This window comes from Azospira inquinata, assembly GCF_018905915.1.
Lineage (GTDB): Bacteria > Pseudomonadota > Gammaproteobacteria > Burkholderiales > Rhodocyclaceae > Azospira > Azospira inquinata.
Window position 1 is genome coordinate 3,021,589 of the sequence record NZ_CP064782.1, and the last position, 23,762, is coordinate 3,045,350.

A 23,762-nucleotide genomic window follows, 5' to 3' on the forward strand; every position below is an offset into this window, starting at 1 on the left:
GTGTTCTGCCTGGAAAATTAAACGCCCTGCTTCAGACTGGCCTCGATGAAAGCGTCGAGGTCCCCGTCCAGCACGGCCTGGGTGTTGCCCACTTCGTAATTGGTGCGCAGATCCTTGATGCGGGACTGGTCCAGCACATAGGAGCGGATTTGATGGCCCCAGCCGATGTCCGTCTTGGCATCTTCCATGGCCTGCTTTTCCGCGTTGCGTTTGCGCAGCTCGAACTCGTACAGGCGGGATTTCAACATGGCCATGGCTTCCGCCCGGTTGCGGTGCTGGGAGCGGTCGTTCTGGCACTGGACCACGATATTGGTGGGGATGTGGGTGATCCGCACCGCCGAGTCGGTCTTGTTAATGTGCTGACCGCCGGCGCCGGAGGCCCGGAAGGTATCAATGCGCAAATCCGCCGGATTGATGTCCACCTCGATGGAATCATCCACCTCCGGATAGACGAACACGGAGGCGAAGGAGGTGTGGCGCCGGGCGTTGGAATCGAAGGGGGATTTGCGCACCAGCCGGTGAATGCCCGTTTCCGTGCGCAGCATGCCGTAACAGTATTCCCCGGTGAGCTTGATGGTGGCGCTCTTGAGGCCCGCCACTTCCCCTTCCGATTCTTCCAACACCTCCGCCTTGTAGCCCTTGCGTTCCGCGTAGTGCAGATACATGCGCAGGAGCATGGAGGCCCAGTCCTGGGCTTCCGTACCGCCGGAACCGGCCTGGATGTCGATAAAGCAGGGGTTGGGGTCCTGGGGGTTGTTGAACATGCGGCGGAATTCCAGGCCCGCCACCTTGGTTTCAATGGCCTGGGCATCTTCCGCCACGGCCAGCAGGGTGTCATCGTCCCCTTCGGCCTTGGCCATGTCGAACAAATCCTGGGCGTCCGCCAGGGATTGGGCCACTTCCGTCAGGGTAAGGACCACTCCCTCCAGGGCCTTCTTTTCCCGGCCCAGCTCCTGGGCCCGGTCCGCATCATTCCAAATGTCCGGGCTTTCCAGTTCCCGGGAGACTTCGACTAGACGAATTTCCTTGGTGTCGTAGTCAAAGATACCTCCGAAGTTCCGCCGACCGGGTGTCCAGGTCGGCGATCTTGTTGGCGATGGCGTTGAGCTGTTCCGCTTCCATGATGATCTTGTTCTGCGTGGGGAAACCGGAAATTATACCTGGGGAAGGGGGGAGGGCGTAAGCCGTTCGCCGGGGAATCGGCCCGGGTGGGGCTTGGAGAGCCCGCCGTCGCCCCTTCTTTGGGGGCCATGATCCTCATGGCAGGCAGGTCAGCCAGGGCGGCAGGAAGGGGCACCCCCGAACCTCGCCCGGATCAGACGGTGGCCGTGGCTAGCGTTTCCGTGGTGAGCAGCAATTCCCGGGTGGCCCGGGTCATGGCCACGTAGAGCAGCCGGGCGTCTTCTTCCTGGTGTTCCGGGGTTTCCCCCAGAAGATTCAGGCCGGGAATGGCCACCAGGGGGAATTCCAGCCCCTTGCAACTATGCATGGTGAGGACTTTTACCGTGTCTTCCTGGGTGCCGAAAGTCATTTGCTTGAAATAGGTACAGGGAATCTGGTGCTGGCGCAGGTAGTGGAGTACCGCTTTGCCCACCCGGGGGTAGTCCCGGTAAATGAGGGCCATATCCTTCCAGGCCGTGCCTTGCCGGTGGGCGGCCTGGAAACGTTCTGCGATGTAGCGGGCCTGGGCCTGAATGTCCGGCAGATTCACGATCTGGGGTGCTTCCCCGTGACGGCCGCCGCTGATGGGGGCCAGCACCGGCACCCCGTCCTCGTCGGCCTGGGTGGGGCGCAGCAGGTCGGCGGCGAAGCGGGTGGCCAGCTGGAGAATTTCCCGGGTGTTGCGGTAGTTGATCTTGAGAATGGTGGTGCGCCCCTGGGCCTGGATGCCCAGGCTTTTGAAGCTGAATTTCTGCTTTTTTGAGCGCCCGTAAATGTCCTGGGCGTCGTCGTAGAGCACCAGCAGGGAATTGCTGGCCGGATCCACCATCTGCACCACCAGCTTGAACCAGGCCGGTTCAAAGTCATGGCCCTCGTCGATGAGCACCCCGTCGTACTGCCCCCCGGGCACCTGGCCCTGATCCACGGCCCGGATCAGTTTTTCCACCATGGCCCGGAAAAATTGCTCGTTTTCCTCCGTCCCTTCCTTATGGGGCAGCCCCTGGTGATAAGCCAGGAGCTGGGCCCGGCACCATTGGTGGAAAGAATGGACCAGCACCTTTTCCCCCAGCCCCTTGTCCGCCATGGATTGGGCCAGGCGGGCCGCCAGGGTACGGTTGTAGCAGAGCACCAGAATGGGTTTGCGGCAGACCTGGGCCAGATGCTCGGCCCGGTAGCCCAGAATCAGGGTTTTGCCGCTCCCGGCTACCCCGTGAATGACCCGATGCCCATCCCCCAGGCTGCGGGCCAGCTGTTCCTGTTGCAGGTCCATGACCTGGACAATATCCGGCAGGACCGCCTCGGTGTCGGTGAAAAGCTGTCCCTGGGTGGGGGTGGTGATGCGGATTTCCGGAAACAGGTGCCAGCGGATGCGGTCGATCTGGGGTAGGGACAGGGGAACACTGCGATGGAAGGGAAACATGGCCCAGAGCCGCTCCTGGAACGCCTCCCCATCCACTCCTTCCTCCATTTCATCCTTGCAGAGGACCCGGTGGGGTTCCAGCACCTGATCCAAATCCGTGCTCTCGAACTGTTTGCGGGTGATGTTGGTGAGCACCACCCCGTAGCCCCAGGGAAATACCAAACGGCCCGCCACCTTGCCGCTGGCAAAGGTGAGCTGGGGGTCTTTTTCCATGAGCTGGACCACCGCATGGGCGTATTGCCGGGCCTGCTCCAGGGGATTGGTGACCTGCTTGATGCCGTTGGGGGTGAGGATGGTGGCGCTGGTCCGATCCATGGCCTGAATGGTCTCCAGACGCCAATCCTTTACCTCCAGCACCAGCAGCCCCCGGCGGGGATTGAGAACGAGAAAATCCGGATGGAGATTGGCGCTGCCCACCGGAATGTCGTACCAAAGCAGGTAGTCCGCCTCCAGTTTTTCCTCCAGCCGCCGGGCCAGGCGCTTTTCTCCGGAGGTCATGCGAGGCAGGCAGGTGCTGAGGGCAGGAATCAGGGTGGCCACGAAAAAAATCTCCCAAGGACAAAAGGGGAACCGGCCCTCCCCGGGGGGCGACCGGGCATTTTTTATGCGTCTGAAATTATGCGTCCGGCAAAAGCTCCGCGCCAGGGCATGATTCACGTTTTTCCCTCCGTCAAGCCCTGGAAATGGATAGTTGCCATTGCCGGGAACGGCGGGGTGGGGGAGCGGTCTAGGGTAAACTGAGCCCCCTTTGGCGAAAATTCCCTCCCGTGTCTGCCTCTTCCAACGAACGTCTTTCCCGTACCGGATTACTCCTGCTTCTGGCCATTACCCTGGGCTGGGGGTTTAACTGGCCGATTATGAAAATTGTCCTGCGGGACGTGCCGCCCCTGTATTTCCGGGGCTTCTGCCTGTCCATGGGGGGGCTGGGCATGTTGATCCTGGCCCGGGCCAACGGCCACTCCCTGGCCATTGCCCGGTCCTACTGGGGGGCACTGGCGGGCATGGCCCTGGGCAATATCATTGGCTGGAATGTGCTGGCCACCTATGGGGTCAAGCTCCTGCCTTCGGGCCGGGCGGCCCTACTGGGTTACACCATGCCCCTGTGGGGCATGGTGCTGTCCGTAGTCATTCTCAAGGAAGCCATTACCCGGCGGCGGGTGTTGGGGCTGTTGCTGGGCTTGGCCGGGGTGGGCTTTTTGCTGGAGGAAGGGGCGGGAGCCATGCTGGCTACCCCGGTGGGGGCCCTGTGCATGATCGGCGCCGCCTGGAGCTGGGCCATCGGCATTGTGCTGCTGAAACGTTATCCCCTGCCCGTTTCCACCACCGTGCTGACGGGCTGGATGATGCTGGTGGGGGGGCTCCCCCTGCTGCTGGCCGCCTGGCCCCTGGAAACGGACCAGCTGCACTGGCCCCATTTTTGGCCCGCTTTCGGGCTGGCCTACAACATTGGGGTGGCTTTCATGTTCTGCTACTGGGCCTGGAACCGGATTGTGCTCATGGTGCCCGTGGCCGTTTCTTCCCTCTCCTCCCTGGTTACGCCCCTGGTGGGGGTATTCGGCGGCATGGCCATTCTGGGGGAACGGCCCGGGTGGCAGGAATACGTGGCGGCCGGGCTGATCCTGGCCGCCGTGGCCACGGTGACTATACCGGGGCGCAGTGCTCGACAATGAGCTGGGGGGTCTGCACCCCGTTGTAGTCGTTGATGGCTAGCCGGTAGGCCACCCGGGCCCGGTCCCCGGGGGATTCGGTGGCATTGAACTGGATGGCGTCCAGCCGGGCCTGATCCTTGCGCAGCCGTAGTTTCAGGTGCTTGTCCTTGAGCACCCGCTGGCTTTCCACCTGGAACACGTCGTCGAAGAGGGGGGGCGGGAAACCCTGGCCCCACACTTCCCCGGCCAGCAGCTTGGCCACTTCCAGACTGAAATAGCCCGATTCCAGGCCTCCGTCCGTTTCCAGGGTGCGGGTCATGGCCGCCGGGTCCAGTAATTCCTCTGCGACCTGGGCGAACAGTTCCCGGAAGCGCTCAAAGTCCGTTTCCATAAGGGTTGCCCCCGCGGCCATGGCGTGGCCGCCAAAGCGCAGCAGTAGCCCGGGGGCCCGCTTGGAGACCAGATCCAGGGCGTCCCGCAGGTGCAGACCGGGAATGGAACGGCCCGAGCCTTTGATCTGGCCGTTGTCGCCCCGGGCAAAGGCGAAAATGGGTCGGTGCAGTTTGTCCTTTAGGCGGGAGGCCAGAATGCCCACCACTCCCTGGTGCCATTCCCCGTCGAACAGGGCGATACCCGCCCCCACTTCGCTCTCCAGGCCGTCCAGGGCTTCTAGCCGGGCGTAGGCCTGTTCCTGCATTTCCGCCTCGATTTCCCGCCGTTCCCGGTTGAGCTGATCCAGCTGCTGGGCGATGTTGGCGGCCCGGGCCGGATCGTCCGTAATCAGGCATTCGATGCCCAGGCCCATGTCCGCCAGACGGCCCGCCGCATTGAGCCGGGGGCCAATGGTGAAGCCCAGGTCAAAGGCGGAGGCCTGGCTGGTGTCCCGCCCGGCGGCCCGGAAGAGGGCGGCCAGGCCCGGGCAGAGCCGGCCTTCCCGCATGCGCTTCAAACCCTGGGCCACCAGGATGCGGTTGTTGTGGTCCAGCTTGACCACGTCCGCCACCGTGCCCAGGGCAACCAAATCCAGCAGGGCTCCCAGATTGGGCTCCGGCTTATCCTGAAAAGCGCCCCGGCGGCGCAGTTCGGCCCGCAGGGCAAGCATGACGTAGTACATCACCCCAACCCCGGCCAGATTTTTACTCGGGAAGGTACAGCCCGGCTGATTGGGATTGACGATGCAGTCTGCCTCCGGAAGGCTGTCCCCGGGCAAGTGGTGGTCCGTGACCAGGGTGGCAATGCCCAGGTCCCGGGCGGCGGCCACCCCTTCCAGGCTGGCAATGCCGTTATCCACCGTAATGATCAGGTCCGGCTGCTGCTGGGCCGCCAGGGCCACGATTTCCGGGGACAGGCCGTAGCCGTAGGTGAAGCGGTTGGGCACCAGATAGTCGATATGGGCCTCGGTGCCGGCGCAGAAGGCCTTCATGGCCCGCATACCCACGGCGCAGGCGGTGGCCCCATCGCAGTCGTAGTCAGCGACGATGACCATGCGGGCCCCCGCCTCGATGGCATCCGCTAGCAGTTGGGCTGCTTCCTCGGCTCGGGTCAGGTCTTGGGGGGGGAGCAGCTGATTGAAGCCGTATTCCAGCTCCTGCCGGCTCTGGATGCCCCGGGCGGCGTAAATGCGGGCCAGCAGGGGGTGGAGACCTTGTTGTTCCAGCTGCCATTGCAGCCGGGGCGGAACGGATCGGGGCAGGATGCGGGTCATGGACGGGGTGGGAAAGGGGAAAAGGCCCGGGGAGTGTACCCCGGAACGGGTAACTGGATAAATAAACAGTTGTTGGAAAAACGGGGCTTTGGGGCTCTGTGGCGAGGGGGCGGGAGCGCCGTCAGAGTCCGCTCCTCTCCCTTTTTTAGCGCGGCTCTTCCCGGTCTGCGGCCAGGGTCCGGGCCAGATCCTGGATCGCCGGGGGCTGACGGAAAGCCTGCCAGAAGCGCCAGGGATTCCGGGGCGCGGGCGTCCAGGAGAGGAGGCCGTAGCTGGAAGGGCTCACCAGGGTCAGGCTTTCCAGCTGCCTCCCGTCCAGGGCTGCCAGGAGGGGAGCGAACCAGCGCTGCTCCAGATCCAGCAAGGCCTGGCGCCAGTCTTCTGCTTCCTGGTACTGGGCCGGGGGGAGCAGGTCGGGAATCTGGGCCAGCACGGTTCCGGCGGCGGCAGCCAATCCGGCATAGTCATCCGGCAGGGCTTGCACTGGCACACCGGCGCTTCGGGCCAACCCCCGGCTCAAGGTATCGTCGCTATAAAGAACGTTCCAGGGCCGGGACACGTCTGCTGGCTGGGTCGGGCCGATGGCCGGTTCCCAGGCCGCGCCCCAGAGCCACAGACTGTTTACGGTTGCCTGGCCCCGGGCCTCCCGGGCTTCATTGACCGGGTGGGCGTAGAGGAACATCTGGGCTTCATTGAAGAGCGCCGCCAGATGTCGGGCCAGGGGCGCCCCTCCCGAGCGGGGCAGGAGATTTTCCAGACGCCGCCCGGTGACGGCGGACAGGGGCGGGGCCGGGTAATCCTGGGCCGGGGCGGGGGAAACCCCGTCCGGAGCCTGGCTGGCCTGCCACACCGGGTCCAGCCAGCCCCCCTGGAGGCGCAGATACCAGCGCCGGGGATGGGGGGTGAAGCACTGCACCTCCAGATCCCCTGCCTGGGAAAAGTGTTCTCCCAGAGCAGTGCCCAGGGCCTGGGCTTCTTCCGGGGTCAGGCCCAGATCCCGGCTGTCCGCTAGCACCACCTGTTCCTGGTGCAGGCGCAGGTGGGCCGGGTCGGCGCAGAGCCAGAGAATGGGGCGGCTGGACGGGGCCTGGATGGGATTTTGCTGGGGGACTGTGGTTTTATCCAGTAACCCCCTATCCACCACACCCTCCGCCATCCCTTCCCCCTGCCAACGCCGGTAGGCCAGGGGGGCCCTATCCCCTTCCAGGGCCTGGGCTAGCCAGATTTCCGGCGCCAGGGCCGATTCCCGCCGGGGCGGGCAGCGATCCAGCAGGCGGGAAAGGGCGGGCAGGGTGGCCGGGCCCAACTCCTGGTAAGCCAGACCGTCTTCCGGCTCGGGCCAGAGCAGTTCGGGAATGAGAAGGTGGAGGTGCATGGTGAAAGGCAATCAGGAAGGGACGGTGTATTTTTGCCGAGGGAGCAACGGGCGCTGGGGTGGGCTTTGGGCTGAGCCTAAACGTTGGGGGCTTTGGCGAACTTGCCTCGCCCCTGGTACGGAGGAGGGCTCCGGGACGGGAGCTTGGCGTTTCTTTTCCTGGCCGTCCCGGCTTGTCCGGGGCCGAAAAACCCGCCGGGCACGGGTATGGGACTCCTGTCGGCGCTACCGGTTCCCTCTTTTCCCTATTCCCTGCGTTGGGCGGAAAAGCCCGTCCCCAGGCCCTTTCCGGCCGGGCATGGCGGACATCGGGGGAGGAAGTGTAGCATAGCGCCTTTGCTTCTTTCCGCCCCGCCCGTCGGGGTGCGCCTCCGGCATGAAACTGCCCTACGAATTACGCATCGGCCTGCGCTACACCCGGGCCAAGCGCCGCAATCACTTCATTTCCTTCATTTCCATGATTTCCATGGCGGGCATCGCCCTGGGGGTGGCGGCCCTGATTGTGGTGCTGTCGGTGATGAACGGTTTTCAGACCGAACTGCGGGACCGGATTCTCAGCGTCGCCTCCCATATTGAAATCACCGGTTTTGACGGCAATCTGGAGGACTGGCAGGTGGTGGCCAAGGAGGCCAGCCAGCATCCGGACGTGAAGGCGGCGGCCCCCTATGTGCAGGCCCAGGGCATGTTGTCCCGGGATGATGCAGTCCAGGGGGTGATGGTGCGGGGCATTACCCCGGACCTGGAAGACAAGGTGGCGGGCTTTCGTAGCCACATGAAGTCGGGCAGCCTGGACGCCCTGCGCCCCGGGGAATTCGGCATTGTGCTGGGGGCGGAACTGGCCCGGGGCCTGGGGGTGACCGTGGGGGACAAGGTGACCCTGATCGCGCCCCAGGGCACGGTGACCCCCGCCGGGGTGGTGCCCCGACTGCGGGCTTTCCGGGTGGTGGGTATTTTCGAGGCGGGCATGTATGAGTACGACTCGGGCCTGGCTTTGATCGAACTGTCCGACGCTCAGCTCCTGTACCGCTTGGGCAGCCAGGTGAGCGGCGTGCGGCTTAAGGTGGATGACCTGTTCAAGGCGCCCCAGATTGCCCGGGAAATCGCCCCCACCCTCACCGTGCCCGCCTATCTCAATGACTGGACCAAGAGCCACGCCAATTTCTTCCGGGCGGTGCAGATCGAGAAAAACATGATGTTCATCATCCTGTCCCTGATCGTGGCGGTGGCGGCCTTCAACATTGTCTCCACCCTGGTCATGGCGGTGACGGATAAGCAGGCGGACATTGCCATTCTGCGCACCCTGGGGGCCAGCCCGGGGAGCATCATGGCCGTGTTCGTGGTCCAGGGCGCCCTGATCGGCATTATCGGCCTGGGGGCGGGCATTTTGGGGGGCGTCACCCTGGCCCTCAATATTGACGTGGTGGTGCCCTTTATTGAACGGGTTACCGGGGTCCATTTTCTGGCCAAGGACGTCTATTACATTTCTGAACTGCCCTCCGAGCTCCAGTGGGGGGATGTGACCTGGATTACCCTGATTTCCTTCGTGCTGGCCCTGGTGGCCACCCTTTACCCCAGTTGGCGCGCTTCCCGGGTCAACCCGGCGGAAGCCCTGCGCTACGAATGAGGCTTGGGGACGCCTTCCTGCCCGGCCCCGGGGGGCTTGCCCCGGCGGTGCGGCATGGCGGCGGCCCCCGTGGCTTTTCCTTCTCCCACGGCGTCCCTTGCTGGGGCGCTCTCTAGTTGGTTTTTACGCCCATGTCTGAACAAATTGACGCCGCCTCCGCCCTGCCGGAAGGGGCCCCCATCCTCTCTTGCGAACACCTGGGCCGGGTTTACGGCCAGGGGGACACGGCGGTGCGGGTTTTGCAGGAGGTGAATATGGCCATCCGGGCCGGGGAGCGGGTCGCCATTGTGGGGGCCTCGGGCTCCGGCAAATCCACCCTGCTGCATCTCCTGGGGGGGCTGGATGCCCCTACCAGCGGCCAGATCCACCTCATGGGCCGGGACCCTTTCGCCATGGGGGAAGGGGAGCGGGGCGCCTGGCGTAACCAGCATTTGGGCTTCGTTTACCAGTTTCACCATCTCCTGCCCGAATTCACCGCCCTGGAAAATGTGGCCATGCCCCTCTTTATCCGGCGCCTGCCGGAAGAAGTGGCGGCGGCCCGGGCCAAAGCCATGCTGGAACGGGTGGGCCTGGGCCATCGCCTGGAACATACCCCCAGCGAACTCTCCGGCGGGGAACGGCAGCGGGCGGCCATCGCCCGGGCCCTGGTGACCCACCCGGCCTGCGTTCTGGCGGACGAACCCACGGGCAATCTGGACCGGCAGACGGCGGACCAGGTGTTTGATCTGATGCTGGAAGTGAGCCGGGATCAGGGCACGGGCTTTGTCATCGTCACCCACGACACCAGCCTGGCCGCTCGGGCAGAGCGGGTGCTGACCTTGACGGATGGGGTGCTGGGCGGGGCGAATTAAGGGGCTTGTGGCTTGGGGAGGGCGGAGACGCTTATGCCTCGGACCTGTCCCGGGGGTTAAAAGCTAGATCGCCGATTGACGCCGGTTTCCACGGTTTTTTTGGGACGGGGTCGCAGAATTTTGGCGGGTGTGAGGAAAAAGCCTGAGGGAAAAGTCGTCCTGACCGTCGCGGGAATCTTCCCCGCGCTTCCTACGATCACCACCAGTACTCAGGCCCGTGCGCCTTAGCTGAGCATTTCCACCAGAGCCGCTTCCAGTTCCACCCGGCCTAGAGGGCTGGCCATGGCAATCAGGGTGTAGCCCGGTTTCAGCTCGTAATCCGGGGTGGGGTTGAAAATCCAGTCCCCTTTTTCCCGGATGGCCAGGAGCACATATTCGGAACTGCGCAGCTTTAGATTGCCCAGGGGCGTGGCCCGGAAATTGGCGGGTACCTGAACTTCCTCAATGCGCAGCCGCTTTTCCGACTTGAGCATTTCGTCCAGGAAAGACACCACGTGGGGCCGGACCATGAGGGACGCCAGCCTGTTGCCGCCGGTGAGGTCCGGGGAAAAGATGGCGTCTGCCCCGGCCTTGCGCATTTTTTCCACATTGCGGGGCTCGTGACAGCGGGCCACCACCCGCAGATGGGGATTCAACTGCTTGGCGGTGATGACGATCATCAGATTGCGGGAATCGTCCCCCGTCACGGCGAATACCCCCTTGGCCTGGGTGATTTCCGCCTTCATCAGCATATCGTCGTCGGAAGCGTCCCCGTGGAGGTAGAGAAAGCCCGGGTTTTTCAGCTTCTGGCCTTCCAGGGGCTCCAGATTTTCTTCAATGGCCACGTAGCGGCGGGTGGTAGCGTCCAGTTCCCGGGCCACGTTTTTGCCCACCCGGCCAAAGCCGCAAACGATGTAATGTCCCGTGAGTTTTTTGATGATCTTTTCCATGCGACGTCTCCGCAGGGTTCCATTGAGGTCTGATTCGATCAGGGTCACCGTGACGGTGGAGAAGAGGAAGGACAGGGTGCCCATGCCCAACATGCCGATGGCCACGGTGAACACCCGGGCCGGGGCGTTGTGGCTCATGTCGATGATTTCACCGAAGCCGATGGTGGCCACGGTGATAAAGGTCATGTAGAAGCAGTCGAACCAGGAATAGCGTCCGGCGGTGAGCAGGTGATAGCCCAGGGTGCCCAGCAGCAATACGCCCAGCAGGGTCGCCAGGGCCCCATAGACATAGCTAAGGGCCTGGAGGGGCTGGGCGGAATTGTGGGATGAGCCGGAATTCATGGACGGTGGATCGGGCGTCGTTCTTGTCGTCTTCGGTGCCAGGCGCGGATTAGATAGAGCCGCCACCCGGCCCGGACAATAGCATAACCGGCGCCCGCCAGCAGCAAAGCCAGGGAAATTAGGCCCACCAGCAGGGGCCGGCCCAGGGCCAGGGCCCAGTGCAGGGTGGCGGTGAAACCGTCGCTCCAGGTACTCCAGGCGTTCCAGGCACCCTCCCAGGCTGGAGGCGGCGTCCCCGTCCCGTCCCCCGGTCCCACCAGCCAGCGGCCCAGCCGGTAGGCCAGCCAGTACAGGGGCAGGATAGTGAAGGGATTGGTGTACAGGGTGCAGGCCAGGGCCAGGGGCAGATTGACCCGCAGGACCAGGGCCAGCAGGGCCGCTCCCAGCATCTGCAAGGGCCCGGGAATGAGCCCGCAGAACAGCCCCACGGCCACGCCCCCGGCGGCGGAACGCCGGTTCAAGCGCCAAAGCCCGGGCTGGATCAGCCAACGCCTCAAGGGGGCCAGCCCGGGGCGGCGCGCCAAGCTTTCCGGTCCAGGCAGGCGGGGGCGCAGGGGAGAGGGCATGGGCAGGGGAGAGAAAAATAGAAAGTGTCCCACTATTCCCGGAAAGCGGTGTGGGGGGGAAGGGACGGAGGGCAAGGGGGGACGGGAAGGGAATTTTCCTGGCAAGGGCGCAGGACGAGTCGTCGGGTTTTTACCGTATAAAAATGACAAATTTTTTAGAGAAATTAAGTTTGTAGGATTTTTCCTAATGAATTTAGGGTGGGCCCCATAGGGGGATTGTCATAAAATCTGCCCATGGGGGCTGGGCTCAGTTCCCGAATCTTGGAGAATTGTGATGGGTATATTGCAGCGCCTACGGGTCTCCACCCGGATGCAGTTATTGGTGGGGATAACCCTGCTGGGCTTGATCTGCCTGTGTTTAACCGCCCTCTTTGAGATCCGCTCCACCATGCTGGAGGATCGCAAGGAAAAGGTACGGAATCTCACCGAAGTGGCGGTGGCCACCCTGACCTACTATCAGCAGCAGGCCCAGTCCGGAAAATTAACGGACGAGGAGGCCAAGCAGGCTGCTAAAGGGGCGCTACGGGGCATACGTTTTGGGCAAAATGACTACTACTTCATCTATTACACCAACGGGGTCAATTTCATGCACCCCGCCAAGCCGGAGTTTGAAGGCAAGAATAAGCGGGATGTGAAAGACAGCCAGGGGCGGATGTTTAACAAGGAACTCCTGGAGGCCGCCGAGCAGGGCGGCGGCTACGTGGAATTCCTCTTTCCCCGGGCCGGCCACACCAATCCGGAGCCCAAACTGGGCTATGGGGCCCCCTTTAAACCCTGGAACATGATGGTGGGTACCGGGATTTATATCGACGACATCGACCAGCAGTTTCACCGGGTCGCCTGGGTGCTGGGAGGCATTTCCTTCGTGCTGCTGGCTTTGTTAAGCCTGCTAGGTTGGCGTATTGGGGGGAGCGTGCTGCGCCAGTTGGGGGGGGAACCGGTCCATGCCACGGCCATTATGCAACGCATTGCGGAAGGGGATTTGACGGCGGATGTAGGCCGGGCGGAAGCAGGGAGCCTGCTCCACGCCCTGGGCACCATGACCGCGGCCCTGCGTAGCATGGTGGGAGAAATCAACGGACACGCCAACCAACTGGTGGGCAACGCCTCCCAAATTTCCCAGGCCTCCGACCAGGTGGCCCAGGCGGCGGTGCAACAATCCGACGCCACCTCCGCCATGGCCGCGGCCATTCAGGAACTGACGGTCAGCTCCAACCATATTTCCGACAGCGCCCGGGACAGCTCCCAGGACTCCCGGGACGCGGCCCAGGAAGCCAGCCAGGGCACGGCCCGGGTAGGCCAGGCAGCGGCCGCCATCGGCCAGATCGCCACCACCGTGACCCAGGCCTCCACCCAGATTCGGGCCCTGGAAGAGCGGGCCAACCAGGTGTCCTCCATCGCTAACGTAATCAAGGACATCGCCGGGCAGACCAACCTCCTGGCCCTGAACGCCGCCATTGAGGCCGCCCGGGCCGGGGAACAGGGCCGGGGCTTCGCCGTGGTGGCAGACGAAGTGCGCAAGCTGGCGGAACGGACCGCCAAGGCTACGGCGGAAATCGAAGACATGATCCAGGGCATCCAGGCGGACACCGAATCCGCCGTCACCGCCATGGACATGGCCCTGCCCGAAGTGGAACAGGGGGTACAACTGGCCGAATCCGCCTCCGCCTCCCTCAAAGCCATCGAAGAAGGGGCCAAGCGTACCCTGCAACGGGTCGGCGAAGTGGCGGACTCCACCCAGGAACAAAGCGCCGCCAGCACCTCCATCGCCCAGCGGGTGGAACAGATTGCCAACATGGTGGAAGAAACCACCACCATCATTCGCCAGACCGCGAACAACGCCCACCAGCTAGAAGCCATCGCCAGCGACCTGAAAACCATGGTGGGCCATTTCCGGGTGTGAGGTGCAGGGGAAAGCTGGCTTGAACCTAGGAGACTGCGTCACACCATCCGTAGGCAAGGGTTAGATAAACTGGATGCAGTCACCAGCCCTTTCAATAAAAGGGCTGTTCCTCGGGAGAAGGGAAAAGGTCACGCAGTAAAAACACCCATAAAACTCGCCCTCAGCCCAAGAGGTATCCCTGATGCGTTTCTAGGGAGAGGCCCCCAGGCCGGGGCCGAGGTCTCGCACTAGGCCGGGCGCCTTATCCCGTAAGGCTTGGCCAACAACAAAGCGTATCGGAAGTAAGCCCCTCTCAATTCCGGTTGAGGAGTGGGTAGGAAATAACGAAAGCCCCATTCCCTCAAGGTTTGGGGCTTTTTTCTGCCCCATCGTGCCCGCAACCAAAATTTGGCAATAGGTATCCGTGGAAAGTCTAGCCGCGCCATGGTTGCCCAAGGAAAGCCCCTCGAAAACCAACCATTTTTTCGAGGGGGGCCTTGAAAGGTCCTTTATGTGCCGTTTGGCCCGAAAGGTCGGGCTCGGGCAGCGCTTTCTCTTGGGCGGATAGCGGGCGCTTGTTATGCTATGGGCATGAACTTTCCCGCCCTGGCCTTTGCCCTGGGAGTGGGACTACTCCAGTGGTTGCCCGCTCTGCCAGATTTTTCCTTGCCGCCCCTGCTGGGGCTGGGGGCGCTGGCCTGGGTGGGACTGAGCCGCTCGGGCTTAGGGCCCCCCTGGAATGCCAGGCGGAGAGTGGCCCTCCTGGGGCTGGCTTTCGCTTTGGGCCTGGGCTGGGCCGGCTGGCGCGCCCAATTACGCATGGCCGACCAGTTGGCGCCGGACCTGGAGGGGCGGGATCTGACCCTGACCGGGGTGGTGGCCGCCTTGCCCCAGGCCACGCCCCGGGGCTGGCGTTTCGAGTTTCAGTCCGATGGTCCGGGGATTCTGGCGGGGAAAGGGGCGGCGCCCCGGGTCCTGCCTTCCCGTCTGCTGCTGTCCTGGTATAGGGATAAGGACGGGGCTTTACCCCTTCTGGAGCCGGGCCAGCGCTGGCGCCTGACCCTGCGCCTCAAGCGGCCCCATGGCAATGTGAATGGGGCTGGCTTCGATTACGAAGCCTGGCTTCTGGAGCGGGGACTGGGGGCTGTGGGTTATGTGCGGGGGGATGACGAACGGCTGCTGTTGGCGGACTCTGTCCTCCGGGCTGGTGTTTGGCCCCCGGGGCTGGCGGTGGAGCGGCTGCGCAGCCGCCTCCGGGAACATTTCCAGGCCGCCTTGCCCGCCGCCGATTATCCCTACCAGGGGGTGCTGCTGGCCCTGGCCATCGGGGACCAGCAGGCCATTCCCGGGGAACAGTGGCGGGTTTTCTCCCACACCGGTATTACCCACCTGATTTCCATTTCCGGGCTCCACGTTACCCTGGTGGGGGCCCTGGCCGGGGCTTGGGCGGGATGGCTCTGGCGGCGGCGCCCCGGACTTCTGGAACGCCTGCCCGTACAGCGCCTGCGCATCGGGGTGGCCTGGGGGGCGGCGGGAGCCTATACCCTGCTGGCCGGGGCGGCGGTGCCCGCCCTGCGGACCTGGGCCATGTTGGGTGCCGTTGCCCTGGCCCTGACCCTGGGGCGGGGCACCAAGCCCGGCGGCATTCTGGGCTTTGCCCTGCTAACCGTGCTGCTGTGGGACCCCTGGGCGGTGCTGGCCCCCGGCTTCTGGCTCTCTTTTCTGGCTGTGGCGGCTCTGCTGGTGGTGGGGAGCCAGGGGGGGCGGGAAGGGGGAGAAGGCCCCGGAGCGGCGGCGGTGGCCGGGGGGGATGGTAGCGCGGATGACTCCGGCCCCCAAGCCGCCGCAGGGCCCGGGGAGAGGGAGGCTCCCGTCGCACTTGCTATGGCCCCCGCCGCCCAGGATAGCCCCTGGGGCGATATTCCTTTTCCTGATGCCGTTTCCGGAACCGGGCCCCAGGCCAAGCCGACCCCAGAGGCGGGGCGAACGCTGTCCTTCCCCTCCGCCTGGGCCCAGGCCTGGCGGGAAGGCCGCCAGCGGCTCCGTCCCCCGGCCCTGGGCCGGCTTCTAGGGGACTGGGGCCGAACCCAGGGGGCGGTGACCCTGTTGTCCTTGCCCCTGTTGCTTTTATTTTTTCAGCAGTTTTCCCTCATTTCACCCCTGGCCAACGGGGTGGCTATTCCCCTGGTGAGTCTGGTGATTACTCCCCTGGTGCTGGCCGGGGCCCTGCTGCCCTTTTTTCCCTGGCTGTTGCAGGCCGCCCATGCCCTGTTTACCGGGCTCATGGCCTGGCTCGGCTGGCTAGCGGCCTGGCCCGGGGCGGTCTGGTCCCCCCCGGCGCCGGACTGGGGTGCCCTGGTGCTGGCCGGGGTGGGGGTAGTCTGGATGCTCATGCCCCGGGGCTTTCCCGGCCGTGCTGCCGCCGGGCTCCTGTTGCTGCCCCTCCTGGTGAATCCTCCGCCCCGACCTCCGCCGGGGGAGGCCTGGGTGGAGGTGCTGGACGTGGGCCAGGGGCTGGCGGTGGCGGTGCGCACCGCCGAACACACCCTGCTCTACGATACGGGCCCCTATTTCAGCCAGGAGTCGGATGCGGGTCAGCGCCTGGTGGTGCCCTGGCTGCGGGCCATGGGGGTGACCCGGCTGGATGGCTTGGTGATTACCCACCGGGACCTGGATCACGCGGGGGGCGCGGTTTCCGTGCTGGAAAGCCTGCCCGTGGGCTGGCTCCTGGATTCCCTGCCGGAAGACAGCCAGGAGGGCCGGGGGATTCATCCCCGGGTGGCCCGGCGGGGCCCCTGTCTGGCTGGCGCCGCCTGGGTTTGGGAAGGGGTGGGGTTCCGCATGCTTTACCCGGATGCCCGGGACGATCCCCGCCTAGTGAAAAAGAGCAATCACCGCAGCTGCGTCCTCCAGGTCCGGGCGGCGGGCCATATCCTGCTGCTTACCTCGGATATTGAGGCGGCGGACGAGGCGGCCCTCCTGGCCCGTTATCCCGGCGCCCTGGGGGCGGAGGTGCTGGTGGTCCCCCATCACGGCAGCAAAACTTCCTCCTCCCCGGCCTTTGTGGCGGCGGTGGGGGCCCGGGAAGTGATTTACCCGGTGGGTTATCGCAACCGCTTCGGCCATCCCCGGCCCGAAATTCTGGCCCGCTACCAAGGTGCCCGGGCCTGGCGCACGGACCGGGACGGGGCTATTTCCCTGCGTCTGGGGCCCCAGGTGGCCCTATCCGGCGCCCGGGCCACCTGGCCCCGCTACTGGCGAAAGGTAATGCTAGACTAGGGTCGTTGCCTTAGGGCGCCTCCACGGGAGTGGTTTCATGGGTTTATCCGACTGTATCCACTGCGTTTTCCCCGACCGGGACATGCGCCAGAACACGGTGCTGTGCGCCGCCCTGGACGGTACCGGCCTGTACCGCATGGCCTATACGGAATGGGGCGATCCCACCAATCCCAAGGTGCTGCTGTGCGTCCACGGCCTGACCCGCAATGGCCGGGATTTCGATTATCTGGCCCAGCAGCTGGCCAAGGATTACCGGGTGGTGTGCCCGGACGTGGTGGGGCGGGGGGCCAGCGACTGGCTGCAAAAGCCCGAGGGCTATGGCTTTCCCCAGTACGTGGCGGATATGGTCACCCTCATCGCCCGGCTGGATGTGAAGGAACTCCATTGGCTGGGCACCTCCATGGGGGGACTCATCGGCATGCTCCTGGCCAGCATGGAGCGCAGCCCCATCACCCGCCTGATTCTCAACGACGTGGGGCCGGTGATCAGCAACGACTCCCTACGCCGCATCGGGGACTATGTGGGAGGCCAGCCCAGCTTTTCCTCCCCGGAGGAGGCGGAGGCCTATATCCGCCAGATCAGCGCCCCCTTCGGCCCGTTGAATGACACCCAATGGGCCTTTCTGGCCCGCCACAGCATTACCCGGCGGGAGGATGGCCTGTGGCACATGCATTATGACCCGGCCATCGGCGAGCCCTTCAAGCTGGGCTTCATGATGCACCAGGACGTGATCCTCTGGCCCTATTACGACGCCATTCGCTGCCCCACCCTGGTAATCCGGGGGGCGGAATCCGATCTCCTGTCCCGGGAATCCCTGGAAGAAATGTCCCTGCGGGGCCCTCGGGCCTGGACCCGGGAAATTCCCGGGGTGGGCCATGCCCCCATGTTCCTGGATGACGCCCAGGTGGGGGTGGTACGGGAATTTCTCCTGGGCGGGGCATGAAGGGTGCGGCCCAAGCCGGGCCCGGGCCGGTAAGGTCCCAGCCCGGGCGCCAGAGGGTGCTGGGCCTGGACCTGGAGGTACTGGATCTGGTCCCGGCCTTAGGCCCTACCCCGGAAGCCCCGACCCTGGTGTTTCTCCACGAAGGCCTGGGGGCCGTCTCCTTCTGGCGGGATTTTCCCGCCCGGCTGGTGGCGGCCACAGGCTGCCCGGCCCTGGTTTATTCTCGCCCCGGCTATGGGACGTCGGATCCGGCCGCCCAGCCTCGCGGGCCGGATTACCTGGAGCGGGAGGGAGAGACCGTGCTGCCCGCCCTTCTGGCCGCCCGGCATATCCGGCAACCTCTGCTGATCGGCCACTCCGACGGGGCCTCCATTGCCCTTATTTACGGGAGCGCCTTTCCTGACCATCTGGTGGGGGCGGCGGTCCTGGCTCCCCATCTCTGGGTGGAGGAAGCGGCCCTGGCGGGCATTCGCCAGGCGGGCAGACTCTGGCGGGAGACGGACTGGCCCACCCGCCTGGCCCGGCATCACGGGGACCCGGAGCGGGTATTCCGGGAATGGCACGACACCTGGCTTTCCCCGGCTTTTCGGGGGTGGGATATCCGGGGGCGGCTGGGGACGTTTCGCGCTCCCCTCCTGGCAATCCAGGGAGAAGGGGATGAATACGCTACTCCGGAACAGGTGCGGGCCTTGCCCCGTCTGGTTTCGGGCCCGGTGAGGGTGGCGGAAATACCCCGCTGCGGCCATACCCCCTTCCGGGACCAGCCCGAACAGGTCCTGGCCCTGCTGACGGATTTCGTGAATTCCCGGAAAGGGGCGGTAGGGGCGGGGTAGCAGGGGGGAAGGTATGTGGGGCAACACTGGGCGCGGGGTTACGTCTATGGCTCGAGACAGCGGAAATCGCCTGCTTTTTCCCTTGCGTTGCGGCAAGACTAAGCCCCAAGCCCCAAGCCCCAAGCCCCAAGCCCCAGGACTCAGGACTCAGGACTCAGGACTCAGGACTCAGGCCCCATGACTCAGGACTGGGCGCCCGCCGGATCCTGGCGGTAAAAAGCCGCCAACTCCCGGTACAGAGCCGGGTAGGCCTGGGCCAGGACGGCGGGAGTCTCAAAAAAGCTTTCCGAGGCCACGGCGAAAAATTCCCCCGGATTTTCCGCCCCGTAGGGGTCCAGGGGCAGGGCGTCCCAGGCGGCCTGGGCGGCGCTTTCGGACAGGGCCTCGGCTTGGTCCACCCGGCGGCAGAAATCCTCGTAGGCCTGATCCAGGGCCGCCATCCAGCGGTCCTGAGCTGCCCGGTCGGGCAGGGGAGGAATGCCGTCCGCCGGGCCGTTGATCATGTCCAGCTTGTGGGCGAATTCATGGATCACCACGTTATAACCCTGGCCCGCCATGGCCGCGTCGCTCCAGGAGAGGATCAGGGGGCCGCCCTGCCACGCCTCTCCCGAAGCCACTTCCCGGAATTCGTGGATTACCCCGTTATCGTCCATGACCTGGCGATGGACCAGAAATTCTCCCGGATAGACCAGGATTTCCACCCAGCCTCCGTACCAGTCGAGCCCCAGGTTGAGGATGGGGAGACAGCCCTGGAGGGCGATGCAGAGGCACATGGGGTCGCTCAGGGCCAGCCCTCCGGCGGCGGCAAATTCCTTTTCTCGGAGAAAGCGGGCGCAGAGTTCTCGCAGGCGGGCAAGCTCCTCCGGGGTGAGGCGGGCGAGAAAGGGGAGGGCCCCCACCTCCCGTCGCCACAGGGCTTCCGGGATGTCTGGGGGCAGGCGGCGGCCCGGTAACCGGTCCGCCAAGCGTCGCCACAGGCCCTCGGCCATGGTTAGGGAGCGCCCGCCACCCGGGGGCGGAAGGCGGTGGTGAGGTAAATGCCCGCGAAAATCAGGGCGATGCCCACCCCGTGGTACAGATGGGGCACTTCCCCCAGGAACAGGGCAGAAAGCAGGGTGCCGAAAACGGGCATGAGGTGGATGAAGAGGCTGGCCTTATTGGCCCCTACCTCGGCTACCCCCCGGTTGTAGAAAATAAAACCGATAAAGCTGGGGATGATGCCCACGTACAGCACCCCGGCCAGGGATCCGGCATGGAGGCTCATATGCCGTCCCGGTCCCCCTAGCCAGCCCAACTCCCAGGCGTAGGCCGGGGCCAGGCTGAGGATGCCCACCACGGTCAGGGCCGCCATGAGCAGGGCCGGATGGACCCCCGCCGGGCGCTTGTGCAGGCCCACGGTGTACAGGGCCCAGGTGACCACCGCCAGCAGCAGCCAGAGATCGCCCCGATTCAGGCGCAGCCCGGCCAGCACCCCCATGTCCCCCTGACTCACCACCGTGGCCACCCCGGCCAGGGACACCAGTACCCCCAGGCCTTCCACCCGGTTCAGGTGCTTACCGAGAAAGGCCCAGGAAATGGCGATGGTGACAATGGGAATGAAGGAATTGAGGAGCAGGGCGTTGGTGGCCGTAGTGTATTGGAGCCCCACATAGGCGAAGGTGTTGTAGCCGCCGATGCCCAGCAGCCCCAAGAGCAGCACCGCCAGCCAGCCTTTTCGCAGGGCTGGCCACTGGCGCCGCCAGTGGGGCCAGGCCAGGGGCAGGGTACAGGCCAGGGCGATGACCCAGCGCCAGAAGGCCAGGGCGACCGGGGGCACGTCGGCCCGCAGGCCCCGGCCGACCACGATATTGCCGGACCAGAAAAGGGCGGTGAGGGTGAGGAGCAAATAGGGGTGACGCATCCACTTGGGCATGATGGGGCGGTGATTCCGTGTTGGGGGAAGGCGGTAGGGCCGTCAGATGCTGCCGGATAGCCCGGGCTCCCGGCGCCGCGTCTGGTTTCGGGCCGAGGGGCTAGGGGTAAGGGCCAGGGGGCATTCTAGCCTCCCGGCCCGGGGGCCGGTATGGGGGAATTCCCCGGCGGCTTTTTTGTAACGGGGCGTGACCAGCTTATTCCGACTTGGCCCGGACTAGCCTTTGTTGCCGAGGGGCTAGGCGGGGGCAGGGAAACCCGGATGAGGCCTGTCCTGGGGCGGTGGAGCGCCCATGCCCGGGGAATGGAATAGGCCTGGTTCCGGTAGGGATAAATGGGCCGTTGTGCCTTGCAGCAAGCCATTTTCCGCCGGGCTGGGAAAAGTTTTGTAAAGGCTAAGTCAGCTTCGGGGCGCTATAATTCGCCCATGGTTTCCGTCGTACATTCCATCGCCGCACAGAGCGATTTCGAACAGTCCTTGCAAACCCTTGGGGATGGCCTGGGTGAAGCGGATATGGCCGCTTTGCGTAAGGCCGCCGACTTTGCCCGGGAGGCCTACGGGGATTTGACCCTGGGCAGCGGGGAAGGCTGCTGGCGCCACGCCCTGGGCATGGCCCTGATCATTGCCGGTCTGAAACTGGACGTGGACGCCCGGGTGGCGGCCCTCCTTTTCGCCATTTCCACCTACGATGACGAGGGGCTGGAAAAAATCCGTAGCGGCTTCGGGGAAGGGGTCACCGACCTGGTGGCCGGGGTTTCCCGGCTCAATCGCCTGCGCCCCATTACCCGGGATTTTGTCGCCGACACGGACCAGAATCCTCAGGAAATGAAGGCCCAGGTGGAGGTGCTGCGGAAAATGCTCCTGGCCATGGTGGAGGACATCCGGGTGGTGTTGCTGCGCCTGGCCTCCCGCACCCAGACCCTGCGCTATTACGCCGCCGAGCCGGACGATCTGCGCGTCCAGGTGGCCCGGGAAACCCTGGAAATTTACTCCCCCCTGGCCAATCGCCTGGGAGTCTGGGAATTGAAGTGGGAACTGGAGGATTTGTCCTTCCGTTTCCTGCACCCGGACACCTACAAAAAAATCGCCAAGATGCTGGACGAAAAGCGTCTGGAGCGGGAGCACTTCATTGCCGACGCGGTGGCCCGCTTGCGCCGGGAGCTGGAAGCCACGGGTATCCGCAACGCCAAGGTTTACGGCCGCCCCAAGCACATCTATTCCATCTGGAACAAGATGCGCAAAAAGGGGGTGGATTTTTCCGAGGTGTACGACGTCCGGGCCGTACGGGTCATCGTGGATGAGGTGAAGGAGTGCTACACGGTGCTGGGCATCGTGCACAACATCTGGACCCCCATCCCCAAGGAATTCGACGACTACATTTCCAACCCCAAGGGCAACTACTACCGTTCCCTCCACACCGCCGTGCGCTGTCCGGACGGTCGGGCCCTGGAGGTGCAGATCCGTACCTGGGAAATGCACAAGCACGCCGAACTGGGCATTGCCGCCCACTGGCGCTACAAGGAAGGCACCAAGGGCACCGGGGAAGAGCGCTACGACGAAAAAATCGCCTGGTTGCGCCAGCTGCTGACCTGGAAGGACGAAGTCACCGACTCCTCCGACTGGGTCAATCATTACAAGCAGGCGGCCCTGGACGAGACGGTGTATGTCATGACCCCCCAGGGCAAGGTGGTGGATTTGCCCCGGGGCGCCACTCCGGTGGATTTCGCCTATCGCTTGCATACGGACGTGGGTCATCGTTGCCGGGGGGCCAAGGTGAATGGGGTGCTGGTGCCTCTGGATACGGCCTTGAAGACCGGTCAGCAGGTGGAAATCGTCACCGTCAAGCAGGGCGGCCCTTCCCGGGACTGGCTCAATCCGGCCCTGGGCTATATCGGCACCAAGACCGCCCGGACCAAGGTGCGGGCCTGGTTTGCCACCCAGGCCCTGGAAGAAAGCCTGACGGAAGGGCGCAGCATCATTACCAAGGAACTCCAGCGTCTCAACGCCGGAGGTTCCAACCTGGACGAGCTGGCCACCAAGCTGGGCTATGCCAAGCCGGATGACCTGTTCATCGCCGCCGCCCGGGGCGAGCTGAATCTGCGCCTTTTCCAATCCACCGTCCGGGGCCACGATGCGCCACCGGAAGAGGTGCCGGAAATGGCCCCCATGCGTCCTCCCTCCGAGGACCATGGGGCAGGGGACCGGGGCATTCTCATTGTGGGGGTGGGCAAGCTGCTTACCCAGTTGGCCCGCTGCTGCAAGCCCGCACCGCCAGACCCCATTCAGGGCTTTATCACCCGGGGCAAGGGGGTATCCATTCACCGGGCCGACTGCTCCAATTTCGCCAATCTCATGGCCCTCCATCCGGAGCGGGTGATTGAGGCGGAATGGGGCCAGCAGCCGGAAGGTCAGTTCCCCGTGGATATCGTGGTGGATGCCCAGGATCGTCAGGGCCTGCTGCGGGATATTTCGGATGTCTTCGCCCGGGAAAAGATCAATGTGATCGGGGTCAATACGGTGTCCAAGCAGGGCCAGGCCCACATGGGCTTCACCGTGGAAGTGGCCAGCCTGCATCAGCTGAATCGGGCGCTGAAATTAATCCACGGGGTCCACGGCGTTTCCGGCGCCCGCCGGGGGTGAAGGGAAGGTGCCTGGGGCTCCGGTTCCGCGAGGGTTTTTCCTGGGGCGGTAGGGGGGGGCCGGAAGTCCCGGTTCCTTTCCTTCGAAGGATTTCCAAGGCAGGTTTGAGAGCTCCCTAAGCCCGCGCCCAGGTTTTGATGGGGGTGTTGCTATTCTGCTTTAATAAAAACGGATAGTGAATTGAAAAATAATTATTTTTAAAATTTAAATCCCCATAAAAAAGGCGCCTAGATGGCGCCTTTTTTATGGGGGACTCCCTGAAGGTGGGGGCTGGATAGAACTTAAGCTATTGGTTTAGATTGATAGCGTAAGCAATTGATTGCTAGGCTTATTAAGCGACCCGTCGCTTATCCGTAGCTTCCCGCTCCGCCGTGGCCTGGACCCGATCCCGCAATTCCTTGCCGGCCTTGAAGTGGGGAACGTGCTTGGCGGCCACTTCCACCTGTTCTCCGGTCTTGGGGTTGCGGCCCGTGCGGGAGGGGCGGAAATTCAGGGTGAAACTGCCGAATCCCCGGATTTCCACCCGGTCGCCCCGGACCAGGGCGTCGGAAATTTCGTCCAATACCAGATTGACCGCCAGATCCACGTCCTTGGCGGTCAGGTGGGTCAGTTTGCCTGCCAGAATGGCTACGAGTTCGGATTTGGTCATGG

Annotated in this window: 17 protein-coding genes; 8 read left to right on the forward strand and 9 right to left on the reverse strand. The window is 64.4% G+C overall.

Annotated elements, in window-relative coordinates:
* Positions 1–17 precede the first annotated feature (17 nt).
* Positions 18–1,122, reverse strand: a protein-coding gene (gene prfB, locus Azoinq_RS13680) for a peptide chain release factor 2 (protein ID WP_216128349.1) whose coding sequence is annotated in 2 segments (ribosomal slippage) — positions 18–1,040 and positions 1,042–1,122 — 1,104 coding nt in all. Because the reading frame shifts where the segments join, the coding sequence is not laid out codon by codon here.
* A 193-nt stretch (positions 1,123–1,315) separates the two neighbouring features.
* Positions 1,316–3,121 carry a DEAD/DEAH box helicase gene (locus Azoinq_RS13685; protein WP_216128348.1) on the reverse strand — a complete coding sequence of 602 codons (1,806 nt, stop codon included), beginning with the start codon at positions 3,119–3,121 and terminating at the stop codon, positions 1,316–1,318.
* A gap of 227 nt (positions 3,122–3,348) precedes the next feature.
* On the opposite strand from Azoinq_RS13685, the gene Azoinq_RS13690 reads away from it, so the two are divergent.
* Complete coding sequence (locus Azoinq_RS13690; RefSeq protein ID WP_232368499.1) at positions 3,349–4,251, forward strand: DMT family transporter; 903 nt, start codon at positions 3,349–3,351, stop codon at positions 4,249–4,251.
* On the opposite strand, the gene recJ is transcribed toward Azoinq_RS13690, so the two are convergent.
* Positions 4,223–5,935 (reverse strand): single-stranded-DNA-specific exonuclease RecJ, encoded by a 1,713-nt coding sequence (gene recJ / locus Azoinq_RS13695; protein ID WP_216128347.1) that lies wholly within the window; start codon positions 5,933–5,935, stop codon positions 4,223–4,225. The two genes, Azoinq_RS13690 and recJ, sit on opposite strands and share 29 nt — an antisense overlap.
* 145 nt (positions 5,936–6,080) lie before the next feature.
* On the reverse strand, positions 6,081–7,310 hold the full coding sequence (locus Azoinq_RS13700; RefSeq protein ID WP_216128346.1) for a hypothetical protein: 1,230 nt from the start codon (positions 7,308–7,310) through the stop codon (positions 6,081–6,083).
* Positions 7,311–7,692: 382 nt separating this feature from the next.
* Between Azoinq_RS13700 and Azoinq_RS13705 the strand changes: the two genes are divergently transcribed.
* Together Azoinq_RS13705 and lolD are read left to right on the forward strand one after the other, a co-directional pair.
* Positions 7,693–8,934 (forward strand): lipoprotein-releasing ABC transporter permease subunit, encoded by a 1,242-nt coding sequence (locus Azoinq_RS13705; protein ID WP_216132382.1) that lies wholly within the window; start codon positions 7,693–7,695, stop codon positions 8,932–8,934.
* Positions 8,935–9,065: 131 nt separating this feature from the next.
* Positions 9,066–9,785, forward strand: coding sequence for a lipoprotein-releasing ABC transporter ATP-binding protein LolD (lolD, locus tag Azoinq_RS13710; RefSeq protein ID WP_216128345.1), 720 nt, complete (start codon positions 9,066–9,068; stop codon positions 9,783–9,785).
* A gap of 224 nt (positions 9,786–10,009) precedes the next feature.
* On the opposite strand, the gene Azoinq_RS13715 is transcribed toward lolD, so the two are convergent.
* Together Azoinq_RS13715 and Azoinq_RS13720 are read right to left on the reverse strand one after the other, a co-directional pair.
* Positions 10,010–11,056, reverse strand: a complete 1,047-nt coding sequence (locus tag Azoinq_RS13715; protein WP_216128344.1) for a potassium channel family protein — start codon at positions 11,054–11,056, stop codon at positions 10,010–10,012.
* Positions 11,053–11,580: a DUF2062 domain-containing protein gene (locus tag Azoinq_RS13720; protein WP_232368500.1), complete on the reverse strand. Its 528-nt coding sequence runs from the start codon at positions 11,578–11,580 to the stop codon at positions 11,053–11,055. The genes Azoinq_RS13715 and Azoinq_RS13720 overlap by 4 nt, the downstream gene beginning before the upstream one ends.
* A gap of 316 nt (positions 11,581–11,896) precedes the next feature.
* On the opposite strand from Azoinq_RS13720, the gene Azoinq_RS13725 reads away from it, so the two are divergent.
* The 4 genes from Azoinq_RS13725 to Azoinq_RS13740 all read left to right on the forward strand — a co-directional run bounded on the left by Azoinq_RS13725 (position 11,897) and on the right by Azoinq_RS13740 (position 18,559).
* Complete coding sequence (locus Azoinq_RS13725) at positions 11,897–13,525, forward strand: methyl-accepting chemotaxis protein (RefSeq protein ID WP_216128342.1); 1,629 nt, start codon at positions 11,897–11,899, stop codon at positions 13,523–13,525.
* A 570-nt stretch (positions 13,526–14,095) separates the two neighbouring features.
* The gene (locus tag Azoinq_RS15155; RefSeq protein WP_216128341.1) at positions 14,096–16,783 is read left to right on the forward strand and encodes a DNA internalization-related competence protein ComEC/Rec2; all 2,688 of its coding nucleotides are present in this window, start codon (positions 14,096–14,098) and stop codon (positions 16,781–16,783) included.
* A gap of 37 nt (positions 16,784–16,820) precedes the next feature.
* Positions 16,821–17,726, forward strand: coding sequence for an alpha/beta fold hydrolase (locus tag Azoinq_RS13735; protein ID WP_408627079.1), 906 nt, complete (start codon positions 16,821–16,823; stop codon positions 17,724–17,726).
* A gap of 56 nt (positions 17,727–17,782) precedes the next feature.
* Positions 17,783–18,559: an alpha/beta fold hydrolase gene (locus Azoinq_RS13740; protein ID WP_232368501.1), complete on the forward strand. Its 777-nt coding sequence runs from the start codon at positions 17,783–17,785 to the stop codon at positions 18,557–18,559.
* Between the two features lie 182 nt (positions 18,560–18,741).
* On the opposite strand, the gene Azoinq_RS13745 is transcribed toward Azoinq_RS13740, so the two are convergent.
* Together Azoinq_RS13745 and Azoinq_RS13750 are read right to left on the reverse strand one after the other, a co-directional pair.
* Positions 18,742–19,548: a M90 family metallopeptidase gene (locus Azoinq_RS13745; protein ID WP_216128339.1), complete on the reverse strand. Its 807-nt coding sequence runs from the start codon at positions 19,546–19,548 to the stop codon at positions 18,742–18,744.
* A 2-nt stretch (positions 19,549–19,550) separates the two neighbouring features.
* Positions 19,551–20,471: a DMT family transporter gene (locus Azoinq_RS13750; RefSeq protein ID WP_216128338.1), complete on the reverse strand. Its 921-nt coding sequence runs from the start codon at positions 20,469–20,471 to the stop codon at positions 19,551–19,553.
* 426 nt (positions 20,472–20,897) lie between these two features.
* On the opposite strand from Azoinq_RS13750, the gene Azoinq_RS13755 reads away from it, so the two are divergent.
* Positions 20,898–23,111 (forward strand): RelA/SpoT family protein, encoded by a 2,214-nt coding sequence (locus Azoinq_RS13755; RefSeq protein WP_216128337.1) that lies wholly within the window; start codon positions 20,898–20,900, stop codon positions 23,109–23,111.
* Positions 23,112–23,442: 331 nt separating this feature from the next.
* Here Azoinq_RS13755 and Azoinq_RS13760 read toward each other — a convergent pair whose 3' ends face one another.
* Positions 23,443–23,760 carry an integration host factor subunit beta gene (locus Azoinq_RS13760; RefSeq protein WP_216128336.1) on the reverse strand — a complete coding sequence of 106 codons (318 nt, stop codon included), beginning with the start codon at positions 23,758–23,760 and terminating at the stop codon, positions 23,443–23,445.
* Between the last annotated feature and the right edge of the window lie 2 nt (positions 23,761–23,762).

Excerpts from the sequence above, each read along its gene's own strand:
- recJ (WP_216128347.1), bottom strand. The coding sequence starts at position 5,935 with ATGACCCGCATCCTGCCCCGATCCGTTCCGCCCCGGCTGCAATGGCAG.
- Azoinq_RS13700 (WP_216128346.1), bottom strand. The coding sequence starts at position 7,310 with ATGCACCTCCACCTTCTCATTCCCGAACTGCTCTGGCCCGAGCCGGAA.
- lolD (WP_216128345.1), top strand. The coding sequence starts at position 9,066 with ATGTCTGAACAAATTGACGCCGCCTCCGCCCTGCCGGAAGGGGCCCCC.
- Azoinq_RS13715 (WP_216128344.1), bottom strand. The coding sequence starts at position 11,056 with ATGAATTCCGGCTCATCCCACAATTCCGCCCAGCCCCTCCAGGCCCTT.
- Azoinq_RS13725 (WP_216128342.1), top strand. The coding sequence starts at position 11,897 with ATGGGTATATTGCAGCGCCTACGGGTCTCCACCCGGATGCAGTTATTG.
- Azoinq_RS15155 (WP_216128341.1), top strand. The coding sequence starts at position 14,096 with ATGAACTTTCCCGCCCTGGCCTTTGCCCTGGGAGTGGGACTACTCCAG.
- Azoinq_RS13735 (WP_408627079.1), top strand. The coding sequence starts at position 16,821 with ATGGGTTTATCCGACTGTATCCACTGCGTTTTCCCCGACCGGGACATG.
- Azoinq_RS13745 (WP_216128339.1), bottom strand. The coding sequence starts at position 19,548 with ATGGCCGAGGGCCTGTGGCGACGCTTGGCGGACCGGTTACCGGGCCGC.
- Azoinq_RS13750 (WP_216128338.1), bottom strand. The coding sequence starts at position 20,471 with ATGCCCAAGTGGATGCGTCACCCCTATTTGCTCCTCACCCTCACCGCC.
- Azoinq_RS13755 (WP_216128337.1), top strand. The coding sequence starts at position 20,898 with ATGGTTTCCGTCGTACATTCCATCGCCGCACAGAGCGATTTCGAACAG.
- Azoinq_RS13760 (WP_216128336.1), bottom strand. The coding sequence starts at position 23,760 with ATGACCAAATCCGAACTCGTAGCCATTCTGGCAGGCAAACTGACCCAC.